This window comes from Streptomyces actinomycinicus, assembly GCF_016741775.1.
Lineage (GTDB): Bacteria > Actinomycetota > Actinomycetes > Streptomycetales > Streptomycetaceae > Streptomyces > Streptomyces actinomycinicus.
Map to the genome: position 1 here is coordinate 555,237 of NZ_JAERRK010000003.1, position 15,928 is coordinate 571,164.

21 protein-coding genes are annotated in these 15,928 nt (G+C 63.8%); 15 read left to right on the forward strand and 6 right to left on the reverse strand.

Going from position 1 to position 15,928, the window contains the following annotated elements:
* Positions 1 to 11: 11 nt before the first annotated feature.
* Complete coding sequence (locus tag JK359_RS09425; RefSeq protein WP_201833868.1) at positions 12 to 1,187, reverse strand: tyrosine-type recombinase/integrase; 1,176 nt, start codon at positions 1,185 to 1,187, stop codon at positions 12 to 14.
* 145 nt (positions 1,188 to 1,332) lie between these two features.
* On the opposite strand from JK359_RS09425, the gene JK359_RS09430 reads away from it, so the two are divergent.
* From JK359_RS09430 to JK359_RS09470, 9 genes are all read left to right on the forward strand, one after another.
* Positions 1,333 to 1,884 (forward strand): hypothetical protein, encoded by a 552-nt coding sequence (locus JK359_RS09430; protein ID WP_201833870.1) that lies wholly within the window; start codon positions 1,333 to 1,335, stop codon positions 1,882 to 1,884.
* A 69-nt stretch (positions 1,885 to 1,953) separates the two neighbouring features.
* Entirely contained in the window at positions 1,954 to 2,124 is a 171-nt protein-coding gene (locus tag JK359_RS09435) for a helix-turn-helix domain-containing protein (RefSeq protein ID WP_201833872.1), read from the forward strand.
* A gap of 1,163 nt (positions 2,125 to 3,287) precedes the next feature.
* Positions 3,288 to 3,563, forward strand: a complete 276-nt coding sequence (locus JK359_RS09440; RefSeq protein WP_201833874.1) for a helix-turn-helix domain-containing protein — start codon at positions 3,288 to 3,290, stop codon at positions 3,561 to 3,563.
* Positions 3,553 to 3,723, forward strand: a complete 171-nt coding sequence (locus tag JK359_RS09445) for a hypothetical protein (RefSeq protein WP_201833876.1) — start codon at positions 3,553 to 3,555, stop codon at positions 3,721 to 3,723. Before JK359_RS09440 ends, JK359_RS09445 begins: the two co-directional genes overlap by 11 nt.
* A gap of 16 nt (positions 3,724 to 3,739) precedes the next feature.
* Positions 3,740 to 4,450, forward strand: a complete 711-nt coding sequence (locus JK359_RS09450; protein WP_201833877.1) for a hypothetical protein — start codon at positions 3,740 to 3,742, stop codon at positions 4,448 to 4,450.
* A gap of 117 nt (positions 4,451 to 4,567) precedes the next feature.
* Complete coding sequence (locus tag JK359_RS09455; protein ID WP_201833879.1) at positions 4,568 to 4,861, forward strand: phage terminase small subunit; 294 nt, start codon at positions 4,568 to 4,570, stop codon at positions 4,859 to 4,861.
* Between the two features lie 306 nt (positions 4,862 to 5,167).
* Entirely contained in the window at positions 5,168 to 5,848 is a 681-nt protein-coding gene (locus JK359_RS40350) for an HNH endonuclease (protein ID WP_372445378.1), read from the forward strand.
* A gap of 77 nt (positions 5,849 to 5,925) precedes the next feature.
* Positions 5,926 to 6,666, forward strand: coding sequence for an Lsr2 family DNA-binding protein (locus JK359_RS09465; protein ID WP_201833883.1), 741 nt, complete (start codon positions 5,926 to 5,928; stop codon positions 6,664 to 6,666).
* A 397-nt stretch (positions 6,667 to 7,063) separates the two neighbouring features.
* On the forward strand, positions 7,064 to 8,503 hold the full coding sequence (locus JK359_RS09470; protein WP_201833885.1) for a DUF3987 domain-containing protein: 1,440 nt from the start codon (positions 7,064 to 7,066) through the stop codon (positions 8,501 to 8,503).
* 331 nt (positions 8,504 to 8,834) lie between these two features.
* Here the strand turns inward: JK359_RS09470 and JK359_RS38860 are convergent, their stop codons facing one another.
* The 4 genes from JK359_RS38860 to JK359_RS09490 all read right to left on the reverse strand — a co-directional run bounded on the left by JK359_RS38860 (position 8,835) and on the right by JK359_RS09490 (position 10,702).
* Complete coding sequence (locus JK359_RS38860) at positions 8,835 to 9,071, reverse strand: hypothetical protein (protein ID WP_236677484.1); 237 nt, start codon at positions 9,069 to 9,071, stop codon at positions 8,835 to 8,837.
* Between the two features lie 269 nt (positions 9,072 to 9,340).
* On the reverse strand, positions 9,341 to 9,778 hold the full coding sequence (locus JK359_RS09480; RefSeq protein WP_201833889.1) for a glycine-rich domain-containing protein: 438 nt from the start codon (positions 9,776 to 9,778) through the stop codon (positions 9,341 to 9,343).
* 325 nt (positions 9,779 to 10,103) lie between these two features.
* A complete protein-coding gene (locus JK359_RS09485; protein WP_201833891.1) occupies positions 10,104 to 10,343 on the reverse strand; it encodes a DUF7848 domain-containing protein in 240 nt (79 codons plus the stop codon).
* Positions 10,340 to 10,702, reverse strand: a complete 363-nt coding sequence (locus JK359_RS09490) for a hypothetical protein (RefSeq protein WP_201833892.1) — start codon at positions 10,700 to 10,702, stop codon at positions 10,340 to 10,342. Before JK359_RS09490 ends, JK359_RS09485 begins: the two co-directional genes overlap by 4 nt.
* A gap of 182 nt (positions 10,703 to 10,884) precedes the next feature.
* On the opposite strand from JK359_RS09490, the gene JK359_RS09495 reads away from it, so the two are divergent.
* From JK359_RS09495 to JK359_RS09515, 5 genes are all read left to right on the forward strand, one after another.
* Complete coding sequence (locus JK359_RS09495; protein ID WP_201833894.1) at positions 10,885 to 11,292, forward strand: hypothetical protein; 408 nt, start codon at positions 10,885 to 10,887, stop codon at positions 11,290 to 11,292.
* A complete protein-coding gene (locus tag JK359_RS09500; protein WP_201833896.1) occupies positions 11,264 to 11,788 on the forward strand; it encodes a DUF6879 family protein in 525 nt (174 codons plus the stop codon). The genes JK359_RS09495 and JK359_RS09500 overlap by 29 nt, the downstream gene beginning before the upstream one ends.
* Before the next feature lie 7 nt (positions 11,789 to 11,795).
* Positions 11,796 to 12,650 carry a helix-turn-helix domain-containing protein gene (locus JK359_RS09505; RefSeq protein ID WP_201833897.1) on the forward strand — a complete coding sequence of 285 codons (855 nt, stop codon included), beginning with the start codon at positions 11,796 to 11,798 and terminating at the stop codon, positions 12,648 to 12,650.
* 17 nt (positions 12,651 to 12,667) lie between these two features.
* Complete coding sequence (locus JK359_RS09510; RefSeq protein WP_201834000.1) at positions 12,668 to 12,847, forward strand: DUF397 domain-containing protein; 180 nt, start codon at positions 12,668 to 12,670, stop codon at positions 12,845 to 12,847.
* Positions 12,848 to 13,430: 583 nt separating this feature from the next.
* Complete coding sequence (locus tag JK359_RS09515) at positions 13,431 to 13,793, forward strand: four-helix bundle copper-binding protein (RefSeq protein WP_201833899.1); 363 nt, start codon at positions 13,431 to 13,433, stop codon at positions 13,791 to 13,793.
* A gap of 67 nt (positions 13,794 to 13,860) precedes the next feature.
* Here the strand turns inward: JK359_RS09515 and JK359_RS09520 are convergent, their stop codons facing one another.
* Positions 13,861 to 15,186: an LCP family protein gene (locus JK359_RS09520; RefSeq protein ID WP_201833901.1), complete on the reverse strand. Its 1,326-nt coding sequence runs from the start codon at positions 15,184 to 15,186 to the stop codon at positions 13,861 to 13,863.
* A gap of 119 nt (positions 15,187 to 15,305) precedes the next feature.
* Between JK359_RS09520 and JK359_RS09525 the strand changes: the two genes are divergently transcribed.
* Positions 15,306 to 15,866, forward strand: a complete 561-nt coding sequence (locus tag JK359_RS09525) for an acyl-CoA thioesterase (RefSeq protein WP_236677486.1) — start codon at positions 15,306 to 15,308, stop codon at positions 15,864 to 15,866.
* Positions 15,867 to 15,928: the final 62 nt, after the last annotated feature.

Below are 15,928 nucleotides of genomic sequence, written 5' to 3' on the forward strand. Positions count from 1 at the left end.
TCGTACGCGTATCAGGCGACCTCTGATGCCTCCGTCGGGTCGTCGGCGCCGGGCGTCAACATCGTCGCGATGGCGGCCCGACCGCGCTGCTCGGCCCCTTCGAAGATGTAGTGGTAGTGCTCCCTCAGCACGTCCGTACTGCTGTGGCCCATCCAGTCGGCCACATCGTTCTCGGGGACTCCGGCGTACAGCAGCCGCGATCCGTAGTAGTGCCGGAGTGAGTGGGCCTTGCAGTACTTCACCTGTCCCTTGCCCAGAGCCTCCATCCAAATCTTCGGGTAGAAGTACGACGCGTAGAGGTAGCCGGTCCGCGTCACGTTGGGGAAGAGAAGCCGCTCCGGCCCCCATACGCCGTGGTTCTTGATGTGCCGCCGAAGCTCGAAGGCGACGTTCGGCGGGAGGGGGACGGAACGCCCTGGCTCGCCTTCGTCACGAGCCTTGATGTGCCGACGCTGGATGGCGCTGTTCTTGCCCGACTCGGTGTCTCCGTCCTCCGCAATCTGGAAGTCGACCCGAAGCGTCTCGGCCTTGAAGTCGATCTGATCGCGGGACACCGCCATGGCCTCACCCAGCCGCAGGCCGCACCCGGCCATGAGCCACAGCATCGCGCGGTATCGCGGAGGAGCGGCATCCAGCATCGCCAGAACTTCCCTCGTCGTGAGTCGCCTTGCGGTGCTCTTCTGCTCCCGGATCTCCTTGGCGCGACTGCCCGCGCCCTTGACCTTTTTGCACGGGTTCCGGCCGATGATCTCGTTGACGACAGCCCAGTCCATCATCCCGGAGAAGAACGAGAACCGCTGACGGCGTGTGCGGGCGGAGAGCTTCCGGTCCTGCTCCATCCACAAGAGCCACTGCTCAACGTCTGCGACCTTCAGGGACACGATGGAACGGGCCTTGAAGAACGGCTCAATGGTCGTGTTGAGGATGGACCGGTACTGCTTCTTGGTGCTGTTCTCCAGCTTCCTTTGATTGGTCCACTGCTCCCACACGGCCGTCACGGGCTGCTTGCCCAAGCGGTCGTCCAGGTAGGTCCCGGCGTCGAGTTCCTGCTCCTTGCGCTTGCGCTGGTCGTCAGCCCGCTTCTTGGTCTCGAACGTCTTCTGTCGCTGCTTGCCGTCCGGGTCATACCAGAACGTCGTCCACTTCTTCGGGTCGTCCTTTGACCGCGCGACCCATGCCCTTGCCACTGAAGCGGCCCCCTCCTGCTGCTGTCGACGTACGGGCCCACCCCGCCGTCGCGCCGGTCACTCCCCGGCGTTTCAAGTTTGCGCACTGACCACCCAGGGTTGTCAACACGGGGTGGAACCCCCTGGGTGTGCTAAGTTGAGTGATATGGAAGCGGATGACAGTGGGTTCGAGATCACTCAGCAGCAAGGCGCCTGGGTGGTCCGCATGTGGTGGCCCGTGGGGCCGATCAACGGGGGACCACAACGGATCACCATCGAGCCGGCCGAAGATGCCCCTGCTCGTGAGGTGGCGCGGGGCATCTCGACCACTGTCCTGCGCAGGCTCGATGTAGCCGCAGCCCTGGAGTTGGCCAAGCAGGCTCCCGAAGCCCAGCGGACGTTGGAGGAGGTGGCAGGGAAGCTAAATGGGATGGGAGAGGCGGCGGGGCTCGCCCTGGAGGGCGAGGGCGTCTCAGAGCGGTACTTGGCCTTGCTTGTTGCCACGTACACCGCCATGGCGGATTTTGGGGCTCCTGCGCCCATTCCGTGGCTGGCACGGCTCATCGGCCGCCGACCTGAGACGGTGAAGGATCATCTGAAGCGGGCCAGAAGGGACGGATTCCTGACCACAATTGCCGGTAAGGCGGGTGGAGAGTTGACGGACAAGGCCAAAGCAGTACTTGAGGAAATGGCTGAAGCAGGTAGCCAAGGCGGCTGAATTACCTAGCACTTCATACGCATGAGCCCCCGAGGGTCTTCGGGGGCTTTCTTGTTTCTTGGAGGACGGATGGCGCTAGCCAAGCTGATGACCGTTGACGAAGTAGCTGACTATCTGAACAAGCCCCGTTCCTGGGTGTACGGGAACTGGAAGGATGAACAGATCCCGTTCCGCAAGGTGGGCCAGTCCCTCCGCTGCCGTCCGGCCGACTTGGAAAAATGGCTGGACGATCAGAACTGAAGAGCTGCAATATGCGAACGCCCCCGAGGTAATTCGGGGGCCTTTTGTTTGCTGAGAGGACTACGTGACCAGAACAATCCCGCCAAATAACGAGTCGGGCAGACGGAAACTGGAGAGTCAGGCGGACGCACTTCTGGAAGCGGCCGGAGATGAGAACTGGGGGGCGTGGCCGACACCCTGGCGCCAGCGGGAGGAAACAGAGCTTGAGCGAATAGCGGCGGCGCATATAGGGACGGTTCCTTTGCGGTGGGCTCCCGTGGTCGCGGCATTGCCCACCTTCGACCCAGAGCTGAAACGTCGAGACCTGGAATTCCTCATGCAGGAACGCCCAGGCGCGGAGGAACCCGACCACTACGGCGAACTGCTCTCACTTCTCTCCCAAGCCGAGGAGGCCGGTGCACAATACGGTTCAGGCTTCACTGTGGAGCGCCGGAACGATCCCCCTGATTCCTGTCAATGGCCCGGATGCCGAGAGCCGCTGTACGCCTCTCAGGCGCCACGAAAGCGCGGGCGCCCACGTAGGTACTGCCAGGTTCACCAGAAGGCCGCCAAGGCCCGTACACGTCGTTTGCGGTATGCGGGAATCCAAGTGGGGAAAAACAGGAACCTTGTGTACGACTTTGACGGCTTGGAGGAGCAGGACCTATCCGGTTACCAGGAGCTGTGGGGCCGGATGAACACCACCCGAAGGTGACAGCAGGGGGCCGCACCAGGGCGGCCCCCGTTTGTGTCGCATTTATTCAGAACAGTGGAGGAGCGATCCTCTGGGGCCATGCACACTCGGCGGTGTGCCTCTGGCACGGCCTAGCGGCCGGGCAGTTCCCAAGTCGTTACGGGGCTCTGCGGAAACCTCCCTGTGAGATAACAACGTAGAGAAACACTCCTCCTCTTGCTTCCTGCTGATCCAATTCACAGTGGGGGGTAAGGGGGGCAGTGTCTTCTCTTACGTTGTCCTCTTGTGAGGTGTAGGGCCGCCCCAAAGCGGCCCTCTTCACTGAAGAATTCTCAGTCAATAAGCAGAACCTCAGACCCAGTAGAGGGATAGTCGTTGATCCGACTGACAAGCATTCCTCTGCCATGGTTCTGACTTTCTTCACCTCCCAGCCGGCCAGGGCCCCGCTCTTTTGCTCTTCCTGTTACTCACTCGAATGCTTGGAGGAATCATGTATGACCCTGAGAAGGGGAAAGCTCGACGCCTGAGTCTGGGGATTACCGTCAAGGAGCTAGCCGATCGAATCGGGTGCAGCACACAGGCTGTCTACCAGTGGGAGCGTGGCGAACGTAGGCCGAGCCTGACTACGTTCGTGGTCATTGCCCATCACCTCGGGATTCCGATCGCTTCCCTGGTCGAACAAGCCGGAGGGGATGAGAACTCCGCGCGAGCGATTCAGCTTGCCGAGATTCACCGCATAGCCAAGGAGAAGAACGATGAACGATGACCCGATGCGCGCAATGATCCGCGACGAAATCCTGAAGGCCATGCAGGAGGCCAGGCCCGCGCAGTACACGCGGGCCGATCTCGAGCACATGTCGCCGGAGCAGATAGCCCATGCCCGACGGGCTGGCCATTTTGACGACCTGATGTTCGGCCGTAACTGAAATCCGAGGAGACCCTATGCCCATCGTTCATAATGGATTTGACCTGAATGCATTCCAGCTCTCTGATGAGACTCTGGAACTGATTCGCAAGCGTGACGAGCTGGAGGAGCGCCACCGCAAGTACAGGATGGAGAACGCGGACTGTGCTCGCCAGTACATCGATGACAGCCACGGCCGCGCGTCACGTGATTACTACGTTCCCGCATTGCGCAAGGCAGATAAGGAACTCAGGGAGCAGGAGATGCAGGCCGTAGCCGACGGCCGACCGCTTGCTGATCGGGATGAGTATCTGGCCGAGGTCCGTTCGAGAGTCAAGGAGTATGAGCGGGTAGAGCCTGCCCTAGCCCGTGCTGTGGAGCAGGCCGAGTCCGCAGTAACAGACTCCATCGTGAAGGAGTTGCCGGAGCTGGCCCGCCAGGGGTTCGAGCAGTCTGAGCGTGCACTGAAGCAGTACCGGGCCGTAATCGCCAAGGCAGAAGCGGCACGCGCCCAGTTGGCAGGCAGCGTCAGCCGCTTCCTGTGGGCTACAACCGGGGGAGAGCTGACCCGGCCCAAGTGGCGCGGATTCTCTGGCGCCCTGGGCGAAGAGGTGAACGCCTGGCGGACCACTTCGGATGGCCGACTCACTTTCGACAGCGCCAAGGACCTGGGCCTGATCGACCAGTACCGAGGCAACCGGGCTGAGTTCGGAGACTTCGTCGCACCGCCTGAGGAAGATGCCGTCTGACAACCGCTGTCGAACCGGCCCCCTGCACGTAGCAGGGGGCCATTGTTTTGCTTGAGAGGTGATGAGATGCCGAAGTTCCGAAACCCGAATAGTCCCCATTCCAGATATAGGGGTGTGGTGGAGCTGCCCTCCGACCACGGGCTTCCCATGCCGGACATGCCGGCCGTCCGGGACTGGACGGAGGCTGAACGGGATCAGTGGCAGCAGTGGTGGGAGTCTCCGCAAGCCGCCATGTGGGACGAGTCGTTCATCCCGACCGTGGCCGTGATGCTCACCTACTTCGGCAAGATCCTTGATGGCACTGCCACCAGCACTCATCAGATGGAGTTCCGTCACCTTGCCGGGGCCCTGGGCCTCACCGCAGAGGGCATGAAGCGCCTCGGCTGGGCCTTCGAGGGAGATGCCCAGTGAGTGCCCGGCGAGCCACCAAGGCTGGGGCAGCCACCGCGCACGACGGCCAGCACAAGCCCGGTGTCCAGTGCCCTTGGGACGACCCTCAGTGCCCTAGCTGCCTCCTGGAGTTCTCCGTGCACATCGCCTGGCTGGCGACCGGCAAGCACCGCCCGTGGGACGACGACCATCACCACGCGCCCTCTCGGTGCTTCGAGTGTCAGAGGGAGTAGCCAACTGAGTGTCAGTGCCCAGAGATAGGGTCCGCTCCGAGATCGTGGGAGGGGAAAAGTGGCACGGAAGTCGTTCTATCTCTGGGTACACATGATGGTTCTCACAGCCCACAACGGCCGCTGTGTCTACTGCGGCGCAGAGTCCGAAGTGATGGACCATGTGATCCCGCTCGCAGGCGGGGGCATGCACAGCACGCAGAACCTCGTGCCAGCCTGCGACGACTGCAACCAGAGCAAGTCAGATGCCCCCTCCCACAATGGATCATGCGTAGGGAGTTTCAGAAGATCACCTACTGGAGGGGAACTCCGCTCGGAGAGATACGGCTTCTGGAGAGCTACCAGGACGCACACTAGGAGTGTGTCAGGACCATTCGGCGCGTTGAAGCCGTCTGCCAAGAGCTGGCCACTCCGGAACGCCGCCGATGGTTTGTCCAATCCTTCCCGGGTAAGCGCGCCCCCGACAATCGAGAGCAAATTCGTGATTTGCGGCTGTCATACGCCGATCAGCTCCGAGAAGCTCACAGTCGAGACTTCACCACGGATCCAATCCGTTGGACTCGACCATCGAGTGACTTCGATGACATCATGGATGCCTTCTTTGGCAAATCTAGCACATCAAGCCCCACATTTTGATTGGCAAACGTGGTCGAAGGCTGGCACCCCCGGTGGGTCCTTTCTGAATGAATTTAGGTATTACCCCCACGGTGATAAACAATTGAGTAATGTGTCAGATATCTGGCAGTTACCGTTCCGTGATAGGGGTACGGAAGAATAGAGGCAAGCGGGAAAGCCGTCAGAGCAAGGCTCCGGACACCCGCTGAGACTTCCGCCCTACCGAAGGAATGCAGAGCTATGCGTAAAACGGTTCTTGTCCCCGTTACCAAGATGTTCTGTGACGCCCATATCGCTCGTGACGGGTCAGAGGTTGAGGCCACGTCATCGCTGACGCTGGGCAAGGACACGTGGCATCTCTGCCTTGAACATGATGTCTCGTTCGGCAGGTACCTCTGTGACGCGCTGGGCGCTCCTGAGAATGAGGTCACGCCGACTGAGCCTGAGCCCGTGCCGGTTGAGCCTGTCTCGGAGCCGGAGCCGGAGCCGGAGCCGGAGCCGGAAGCGGCGCCTGTGGTGGAGTCCTACCCTGAGCCGGTCCCGTCCGTGATGATCGCGGGAGAGATTCCGGGATATGACTGGACGGATGCCCGCGAAGCCGTTCGCCGCATGGGCTATGAGGTAGTGGGACGGGGCGATGAGGGCACGGTCCTGCTCATCATTGGTGACGGTGGCGACCGGAATGCGACCAAGCTGCGCGACGCTTCCGAGCATGCCATCCCTGTGATGGACGCGCGGAAGCCGGGCCGGTTCCGTGACGCGATTCGGGCCGGTGAGCTGGTCGGTGGCGACGCGCTTCCGGAGCCTGCCAGGGTCGACCGTTCCGGAATGAGCGAGCGTGAGCGCAACCGGGCCGTACGCGCGTGGGCACGAGAGAACGGCTACGTAGTCCCTACGAAGGGACGCATCCCCATGCACGTGCGGCACGCCTACGAACTGACGCACAGGGACGCGTCGGAGGGAAAAGCGGCGGCGGCGTAAGCGCCGCGCCCACTGTGACGGCCGCTGACTGCGGCCGTCACCCCCGGCCTACTGATCTGAGCGTGTGGAAGAGCGCCACGGGATACGGGGCAGGGAGCAAGCCTTCCAAGGGCGACTGCACGCCTGGTTCCTGGGTCACCTGGACCACGCCCAAGGGCAAGCGCCGTACCGGCGTCGTGAGCAACGACCCGCTGTCGGTGGCCGCTGTACGCCGCCATGTCCCGATGGACAAGGTGTCCCGCTGTACCTCTGTGATCGTTCCGGCGGACGGGGGAGACGCGCTTCCCCTGCTGCGGAAGTCAGCCAAGGAACCGAACTTTCAGACCAAGGACGGGGGACGGTGGCGACCCGTCGTCTCCCTCCGCAACCAAACCAACTCCCAGAAAGCGCAGGCAGCATGAGCACCCCCGTTATGTACGGTCCGATCGGGCGCGCGGTTCGCAGGATCGCCCCGTTTCTGGAAGCGGACCCCTTGGGGGTGTATGTGGCCGCCCTGTCGTTTTGGTCGGCCGCCATCGGTGGCACAGTCAAGGTGTCATCCCGTGGAAACGCCCGCCCCGTGCTGCTGTGGTCCGCCCTGGTGGCCGGGACGGGTAGGGGTAAGGGAACTGCGCTGCGGGCCGCGCATCACGTCGTAGACAAGGCGCTGGGCCGGTTCTTGACCACCAACACAACCAGCGGGATCACTTCCGGGGCGAGTCTCGTGCAACACCTGTGGGACCAGCAGGAAGCCACTTCCGAGACTGAACACGGTCGGGACGTGAGGACGTTCGTTTGCGAGGAGGAGTGGACCGAGATTCTGAAGCGGGTCAAGCGTGACCCCTCGTTCACGACCAAGCTCCGCACTGCCTGGGACGGCGCAACTCTCCGCAACACCACCAAGGATGAGGCCCAGGAAGTCCGCGATCCCGCCATGGTCCTGCACGCGCACATCACCCCGTCCGACTGGGCCAAGTACGTGGGCGAGTCGGAAGCGGCCGGAGGCTCGTACAACCGCATCCTGCCGTTCCTGCTCGGCTCCGTGCCGATGCTCGATGACGACCGGGTAACCCTGCCGAAGGTGGACGGGCGGGAGCTGTCCGACGCCTACGGCTGGGCCACTGCACGGCCCCGTGTGATCACGCTCGGGGAGGACGCCCGGCCCTTGTGGTGGATCGTACGGCGCTATGCGCGCATCCTCGGTGAGGCACTGCCCGAAGCTCAGGCCGTATTCATCGAACGGACGGCAGAACAGACGCTGAGGGTTGCGGCCTGTCTCGCCGCTTCTGAGTGCTCCGAGACGATTACGGCAGAGATGCTGTCTGCCGCGTTCACTCTGGTTCGACGTTCCGTGCAGGACGCCGTACGGATCACGAAGGGAGCCACCTCACCGAAGGTGAAGCGTCAGCCGCTCAGTCTCGCGGACAAGGTCCGGGCCCGAATCGAGATGCACGGCGGTCGGGCCACGTCCTCTCAGGTTCTCCCGTTCGTCGGGGCAACGGCCGCTGATGTCAAGGCGCTGCCGGGAATCGTCGTGACTGTGGAGCGGTCGGGGAGGACGGGCCGACCGGCCACCGTTTTCTCACTCCGCGGTGACAGTTCCGATGACTCTGCGGCACAGCCGGCCAGCACGGACAGCAACAGGAACCGGGACACTTCCCGTCACGCTGAGCCGCAGCCGGCCAGCGCGGAGCGTGAACAGAACCGCGCAACGGTTGTCCGTCTGGACGCCTATCGTCCGGAACCGACGCAGGTCCCGGAGCCAGCGCCAGAACCGAAGAGGTTGGTTCGCACGCCGGTTTCCGTGACCGAGCGGCCCAAACCCCTCGAAGAGAACCCGTTCCGCGCACTGCTCTAGCAAGCAAAGCGTTCCTGACTTCTGGCAGGCGTCACGATGGAGAAACCCCCCGCATCCGAACTGCGGGGGGTTTCTGGCCTCCGGGACACGGCGGCGTCCCGTTGGCAGTCATGGAGCCTAATTCACTCCTTCCGAGGCTGATGCCCAGAGGGCGGCTCAGCGGGGCTTGTGCCGGGTACTTTGCGGTCCGGCCGGACCGCCCGGCGGATCAGGCCCCGGCGTTGTCGCCGGGGAGGTCTACCCTCATAGGTGAGTTCCCTTCATCTGATGGTGGTGGGGAGCCAGGCGCCTCGGCCACTTGACCTTTGCGAGAGCGAGAGTGGTCGGGGCGTCATCCCGCGTACTGCGGGTAGTAGGTGAACTTCGGGGCGATCTGCTCGGCGGTGAGTTCCGGCACCGTGAGATTGCCGGTGACCAAAACGTCCTGGTTGCACCAGGGGGCGCTGAGTTCCACGAGTCGACCACCAGGCTCCATCTCCCAATCGGAGTCGGAGAGCTTTACGACGACGTCACTGCCGCAGATGAACGCGCGGTTCGCCTGGGTGATGATCCACCGGGCGTGTGCCACTTCCCCTTCTCCCGCCCGACAGCACCTCTCTGCCACTCGCCAGAGCAGGCGCCACTCGATTCCGGGGGTCAGGGGACCGACGTAGGCAACCTGTTGGTCATCTACAAGAGTGCTCGCGTAGCCGAAGACGGGTCCGAACATGGAGAAGGCCGTGAAACGGCCCCGACCCTTCGTCCCTTCGGCAGTTGCCATGAAAACTCCCCTTTTGTACCTAGAGTCCCGGATCGTGAGGGCCGGACTCTAGCGGCTGGTACTGACAGCGGCCCTCATCAGCAGCACGGGCCGTCGCCGCAGCACGTCGGTTCGTTGCAGTCGGCCTTGGTGCCCCACAGGGACTCGTCCACCTCGTAGCCGTGGGCGCGGATCTTGGCCACGACGTCGACCATCGTGGCCTTGTCCCGGTAGCGGCTCTTCGGGGCGTGGTGGATGAACCGGCCGTACCGCTCGGTGCAGAAGGCGGCGTACTCCTCCGTGTGGAGCATGAAGGTGTGCCAGCCGGGGTCCACGACCTGAGAGGGCGACATGCCCTCACCGGTCTTGCCCATGACGTCGATGAACGCCAGGGCCTCGTTCATGATGCGGTCGGCCATCGACCGCTCGTGCCCGTACTCCTCGGCGCAGAAGTCCACCAGGCGCGCGAACAGCTCGGGCGACACCAGGTCCCTGCCCTGGAGCAGGGAGACGGGCCTTTCAGGTGCCACAGTCATTCGGAAGTCCTCTCTTCCTCTGATCTGATGTGCACTTGCTGACCCACCCCAGGCCCCGACCGTGACGTCCCAGGCCGGGGGTGGGCGTTGAACCCCGCCCATCCGTCGGGGGAGGCAGATGGGCGGGAGCTTTTAGGCCGGTTGCCTGTCTCGACGCCTGTTGTAGTTGCGGACGAAGTTCCGCATGTAGGCGCAGCAGCCTTCACAGGCGTGTACGGGGCTTGCATGCCGTCCGACTCGACCGGGCCTATGAAAACGACCATCGCCCAGTGCCGGCCGAGGACGCACCAGCCCCAACTCATCGGCCTGCTCGGTCGGCTTGCCACTACTCCGCCTTCTCCACCAGGGCGTAATCCTTGTAGGTGCGCTCGAAGCGTGTGTGGCCCGTTTCCTTGGCGTGCTCAGCCATCCAGTCGGTTGGGGCCTGTTCGCTCCCGAGCACCATGGATTCGGCGCCGCACTCCTCTTCGTCACCCGAGACGCAGCGGGCCCGCCAGGTCCTCTCTCCGTCGGGGTCTCGTGTGATCTCGTACTTCACGAAGCGGAGTACGGCTTTGACGCTCACTGGTCCTGGCCCTCGTTCTTCGTCACGTAGACCTTCAGCAGTTCGAAGGTGACAGTCGCCGTGTCTCGCATATAGGCAAATGCCTCGTAGGCGGGGGTGGCCGGCGTCGGACGGCTGGACAGGTCCAGGTGCCTGTAAGCCCGGCGGAACAGCTCCATCACCTCGTCGTCCTGGTCCGCGCCCAGGTCTACGGCCAACAGTTCTTCCAGGTGCTGGATGCACTCGTTCGTCCGAGCGTCGATGTCCGCTCGTGTCGACCGGGAGAGGTCCATGAGCTGAATCACGGTGATGGTGTCCCTGAACCAGTCAACTTCGAGGTGTTCTCTGGTCGTCTCAGGCTCTCGGATCACGCTGGCCACCACGATTCTCCCCTCGGCGCTGCCTCAGCAGGTTGGGTCCGAAGACGAACGTAGAGCGGCTGGTGCCCAAGTCCCAAGGAGATTGCGCCAGTTTGCAGCAAGCCGATTGACGGGCTCGAACGACCTCGCGACCATCGTCTTGTCGCGCAATCCGGCGCAAGGAAGCGGACGGGAGAGCAACCATGCAGCTACGGTTCCTTGGGAAGAACTCCACCCCGGGAGACAGCCCCACCCTGTACGCCAGCGACCAGGACACCTACGTCATCCAAGGCTGGAAGGTGTATGCGAACGAACTCCTCATGCGTCTCGATGTGCCGGACGGTCAGACCGTCATCGAGGTGCCGACCGAGCTGTTCGAGCACCTGACCAAGGACGGACTCCCCACTGGCGAGATCAAGAAGTACAGCGACCCGATCAAGATCGTCACTGAACAGGGGACCTGCGTCGTTCAAGGCCCGGAAATGCACGACGCTGAAGCCCTGAGCCAGATGCGCATGCCCGACTATGAGACCTGCATCGAGGTCCCCAAGTCCTCGATCACGGCCCTACTGGAGGAAGACGGTGGACCTGATCAGCCCCGCGCAGCGTGACGAGCTGTTCAACCAGTTCGAGCGTGATGCCTTCCATCTGGAGCTGCGAGACGACTACGGGTCTCCCATCGAGGACACGCCGTACGCCCGATGGAAGCGTGGCGAACCCGACGACTACTCATGGCTCGATGACTGGACGAGGTTGATGAAGCGCGTCACGGGTGAGGGCAAGACGGTCCGTCGCGTTCGCGTGGTCACAGAGCCCCACAGCCGGTACGTCACTTGGGAGCACTCGCTCACGCACCTCAACATCGAGATGGGCGAGGACATCCGATGGCTTCCGAGGCACCGGCTGCCGGAAGGGGTTGCCTTCCCCGTGGGAGGGAACGACTGGTGGCTGTACGACGATCGCCTTCTTGCCGTGGGGCACTTCGATCCTGAAGGCCGAGTTCTCGGGTCAGAGATCGTGGAAGACCCTGACACCGTGGCCGAGTGCATCCGTCTGCGAGACCTGCTCTGGGCTGTCGCCATCCCTCACGCCGAGTACAAGCCCTGACCCATCAGTGAGCAACCAAGCACAAGAAGCACGAGAGGCGTTGGGTGCCCGGCTTCGCGGGTTCCGCAAGGATGCGGGCTTCGCGAGCGGCCGGGCATTCGCGCTGGCCACAGGATGGCAGGAGTCGAAGGTCTCCCGGATCGAGAACGGGAAGCAGAACGCCAGCGAGGACGACATCCGCGTCTGGTGCACGACGACCAACAGATCCGAGCAGATCGAAGACCTGATTGCCACGGTCCGGCACATTGACGAGCTGTGGCTTGAGTGGCGCCGGCAGTTGGCGACTGGGGCAGAGAAGAGACAGCAGGCCGCAATACCGGTCTACTCAAAAACTAAGGTATTTCGAATCTGGCATCCGACGCTCGTATGGGGGACGCTCCAAACCTCTGAGTACGCCGCAGAGACCTTCAAGCAGGTCGTCAACTATTACGAGATTCCCGACGACACCGAAGCCGCCACGGCTAAGCGGCTTGAACGTCAGCAGTACCTATACCGAGGCGATCGAATCTTTAACGTTTTGCTCGGCGAGCAGGCGCTGTACAGCAACTTTGGAGGGAAGGAGGTGATGAAGGGGCAACTCGACCGCTTGTTGTCGGTCATGGGGCTGGCCAGGATGAGCCTAGGCATCGTTCCCAGGTCTGCGCCCCTCCGCATCTGGCCTGGCAACTCCTTCTCGATGTTCGATGACAAGCTCGTACTAGTTGAGACCTTCTCGGCGGAATTTTCCGTCACACAGCCACGAGAAATCGAGCTATACGCTAAAGCATTCGCCCTATTGAAACAGTCAGCTGTCTACGGAACCGCTGTACGAGACCTCATTTTCGCTGCAATTCATCACTACGACAGGATGTCGACCGATTAGGAGGCGGGACCTTGGCCATGAACCCGAATTGGCGCACGAGTTCCTACACGAAATCTGACAGCTGCGTCGAAGTCGCAGACAACGACCCCGCTCGTGTCATGGTGCGAGACACCAAGCGGCGGGAATTTGGTCACCTGAGTCTCAATCCGGCTTCCTGGAGCCGGTTCATCGAGGCTACGAAGCAGGTCTCTCAGTAGCCCTGCGTCATCACCTGTGGGATCCGGCCCCCGTGCGGGGAGGGGCCGAGTCACCTCAGATGCTGGTTGCCACTGAGGCGCCCAGAGCACTCCTCTCAACGAAGCACGCCTCCCCTGAGCTGGACCGGTTGGACACGTGACCAACGCATGACCAACAGGGGCCGGGGATGGGCAGAAGCAGCAGGTGGGCATGACACAGCCTCGAAGGGCGCCGAGCCTGCTCGTCTACTGCGCGATTGGTGGTGCCTCCAGCGCGACTCCTGCCTGCGCAGACTGTTGACGATCATGGGGAAATGCTGGGGAGGCCCTTTCTGTGAGGGGTGTTCATGCAGGTCAGAGCCGTATGACCTGTAAAGCACTCAGATTTATGAGGGCACGAATCAAGTTCAGCGGATCGTCATGGCGCGCAACCTGCCGTAAGGCACCGCGCTCCCGCGGCTCTCGGAAGGCGTCCTTCGGGGCGCCTTCTTCGCTGTCCGGGGTGGTCCGGAAGCCGTAGGCCGACATGCGGGGCGGCACTCCGGGACGTAGGACGGAAGCACACGGGGCCCGCCCCGGGTCCCATCGCCTCCGAGGAGGAGCCATGACCCAGTCCGGAATGATGCCTGCCCTCACCCAGCAGATGCAGGACTGCATCGAGGCCTGCATGGACTGCCACAACATCTGCGAGGAGACCATGAGCTCCTGCATGCAGCAGGGCGGCCAGGCACAGATGCAGGTCATGCGCGCCGTCATGGACTGCTCCGAGACGACCCGCATGTGCGCCGACATGATGATGCGGCGCTCCCCGATGGCCGGCGACATGTGCATGCTCTGCGCCAAGGTCTGTCAGATGTGCGCGGAGGCGTGTATGTCCATGCCGGACGACCAGATGATGATGCGCTGCGCCGAGGCGTGTCGCCGCTGCGCGGAGACCTGCCGGGCGATGGCGGGCGCGGCCATGTGAGTCCGGCCCTGCCGGAAACGGCCGAGGGCACCCTCGCGGGTGCCCTCGGCCGTGACCGCGGCGACCGTCAGTTGCCGCTGGTCACCGTCACGGGCTCGTCGTTGTTCAGCTCGTTCACCAGGGTCTTCACCTTCGCCTTGTCCCAGACGAGGTTGCCGCCGGCGGAGCCGGAGATCGGCATGTTCATGGACTTGCCGTCACCGCCGCTGACGCCCTTCATCGCCCAGAACATCGAGGCCAGGTCCCACAGGGACATGTCCTTGTCGACGATCAGGGAGTCCAGGCCGGCGCCCATGGTCGGGTAGAACTTGAACGGGTTGAGGACCGTCGAGGGGGTCGCCACCTGGTGGGCCAGGGCGGCCAGGAACTTCTGCTGGTTCTTGGTGCGCTGCAGGTCGGACGCGGCGAACGCGTGCCGGGTGCGGACGAAGGCGAGGGCCTGCTGGCCGTTCAGGGTCTGCTTACCGGCCTTGAAGTCGGCGCCGGACCACTTGTCCTTGAAACCCTTGTCGATGTCGATGTCGACGCCGCCCACCGCGTCCACGATGTTGGCGAAGCCCTGGAAGCCGATCTCGACGTAGTGGTCGATGTGCAGACCGGTGTTGTACTCGACCGTGCGGACCAGCAGGGTCGGGCCGTCGAACGCGTACGCCGCGTTCAGCTTGTTCTGGCCCAGCGGGCCCTTGACCTTGCCGGACTCCGAGCCGCGGAACGTCGGGATGGTGACGTTCGAGTCACGCGGCAGCGAGATCAGCGTGTCGCCGCTGTCGCCGACGTGCAGGATCATCATCGAGTCCGTGCGCTTGCCCTCGGCGCCGCCGGTGTGGAGCTTCTTCTCGTCCTCCTTGGACATGCCCTCGCGGCTGTCCGAACCGACGATCAGGTAGTTCGTACCCTCACCCGCCTCCGGCCGGTCGATGACCGTGGAGAGGTCCACCTCGCGGCGCAGCTTGGAGTCGGCCCAGAAGTAGGTCGCGACCGAGGTGACGACCAGCACCGTCGCCAGGGTGATGGCCGTCCACTTTATCCGGCGCCGCCAGTTCGGCGCGGGACGCGTGCCACGGCCCGGCGCACCAGCCGGGCCGCCCGGACCCCGGCCGCCGGGGGCGCCGTAGACCTGTCCGGTGTTGTAGCCGCTGTCGTAGTCGTCGTAACCGGCACCGTCGTCGTGGCCCCGCCCGTCGACGTACGACGGCTGCTGCGGCACACCGGCCCCGTACGGAGGGGCCGCCGGGCCGGGGTCACCGTACGCCGAGCGCGGTCCGGGCGGAACCGCCGGGCCGCGCCGCACCTGGCGCATCACACGCGCCCCCTCCGGCTGTGCGCCGGCACTGCCGCGTCCGTAGCGCGGATCGCGGTTGTTGTCGGACCATCCCTCGGGCCAGTCATTCATGCGCCCCAGTGTGCAGGGCAGCGCGGTGGGCCTTACAAGGGGTGTCGGAAAATCAGAGCGCCGCTGTTGCGAAGCCGACACAAATTCCGTGATTGTCACCACGGCATAAGGTGGGGGGCATGACAGATCAGGCCACGGACATGGATCCGGACATGGAGCCGGACATCCCGGGCAAGCCCACGTCCGCCTCGCGCACCACTCTCAGCCACATCATGACCCACAACGACACCAACCTGCTGGGCACGGTGCACGGCGGGGTGATCATGAAGCTGGTCGACGACGCGGCGGGCGCGGTGGCCGGGCGGCACTCCGGCGGCCCTGCCGTCACCGCCTCCATGGACGAGATGGCGTTCCTGGAGCCGGTCCGCGTCGGTGACCTGGTCCACGTCAAGGCGCAGGTGAACTGGACCGGACGGACCTCCATGGAGGTCGGCGTCCGGGTGCTCGCCGAGCGCTGGAACGAGTCGGCCCCGGCCACCCAGGTCGGCTCCGCCTATCTGGTGTTCGCGGCGGTGGACGCCGACGGCAAGCCGCGCCGTGTGCCGCCGGTGGTCCCGGAGACCGACCGTGACCGCCGCCGCTACCAGGAGGCGCAGATCCGCCGCACCCACCGGCTGGCCCGCCGCCGGGCCATCCGCGAGCTGCGCGAGAAGCGGATCGCGGAGGGGTTCGAGGACTGACAGGACCGGGGGAGGGGGGCCCGGGCCGGCCGGTGCGTCTTCTCACGCGGTCTCCGAGCAGA

What these genes read in the sequence shown, in the direction of transcription:
- JK359_RS09430 (WP_201833870.1), top strand. Translation starts at nt 1,333, where the DNA reads ATGGAAGCGGATGACAGTGGGTTCGAGATCACTCAGCAGCAAGGCGCC.
- JK359_RS09435 (WP_201833872.1), top strand. Translation starts at nt 1,954, where the DNA reads ATGGCGCTAGCCAAGCTGATGACCGTTGACGAAGTAGCTGACTATCTG.
- JK359_RS09440 (WP_201833874.1), top strand. Translation starts at nt 3,288, where the DNA reads ATGTATGACCCTGAGAAGGGGAAAGCTCGACGCCTGAGTCTGGGGATT.
- JK359_RS09445 (WP_201833876.1), top strand. Translation starts at nt 3,553, where the DNA reads ATGAACGATGACCCGATGCGCGCAATGATCCGCGACGAAATCCTGAAG.
- JK359_RS09450 (WP_201833877.1), top strand. Translation starts at nt 3,740, where the DNA reads ATGCCCATCGTTCATAATGGATTTGACCTGAATGCATTCCAGCTCTCT.
- JK359_RS40350 (WP_372445378.1), top strand. Translation starts at nt 5,168, where the DNA reads ATGGTTCTCACAGCCCACAACGGCCGCTGTGTCTACTGCGGCGCAGAG.
- JK359_RS09465 (WP_201833883.1), top strand. Translation starts at nt 5,926, where the DNA reads ATGCGTAAAACGGTTCTTGTCCCCGTTACCAAGATGTTCTGTGACGCC.
- JK359_RS09470 (WP_201833885.1), top strand. Translation starts at nt 7,064, where the DNA reads ATGAGCACCCCCGTTATGTACGGTCCGATCGGGCGCGCGGTTCGCAGG.
- JK359_RS09480 (WP_201833889.1), bottom strand. Translation starts at nt 9,778, where the DNA reads ATGACTGTGGCACCTGAAAGGCCCGTCTCCCTGCTCCAGGGCAGGGAC.
- JK359_RS09495 (WP_201833894.1), top strand. Translation starts at nt 10,885, where the DNA reads ATGCAGCTACGGTTCCTTGGGAAGAACTCCACCCCGGGAGACAGCCCC.
- JK359_RS09510 (WP_201834000.1), top strand. Translation starts at nt 12,668, where the DNA reads ATGAACCCGAATTGGCGCACGAGTTCCTACACGAAATCTGACAGCTGC.
- JK359_RS09515 (WP_201833899.1), top strand. Translation starts at nt 13,431, where the DNA reads ATGACCCAGTCCGGAATGATGCCTGCCCTCACCCAGCAGATGCAGGAC.
- JK359_RS09520 (WP_201833901.1), bottom strand. Translation starts at nt 15,186, where the DNA reads ATGAATGACTGGCCCGAGGGATGGTCCGACAACAACCGCGATCCGCGC.
- JK359_RS09525 (WP_236677486.1), top strand. Translation starts at nt 15,306, where the DNA reads ATGACAGATCAGGCCACGGACATGGATCCGGACATGGAGCCGGACATC.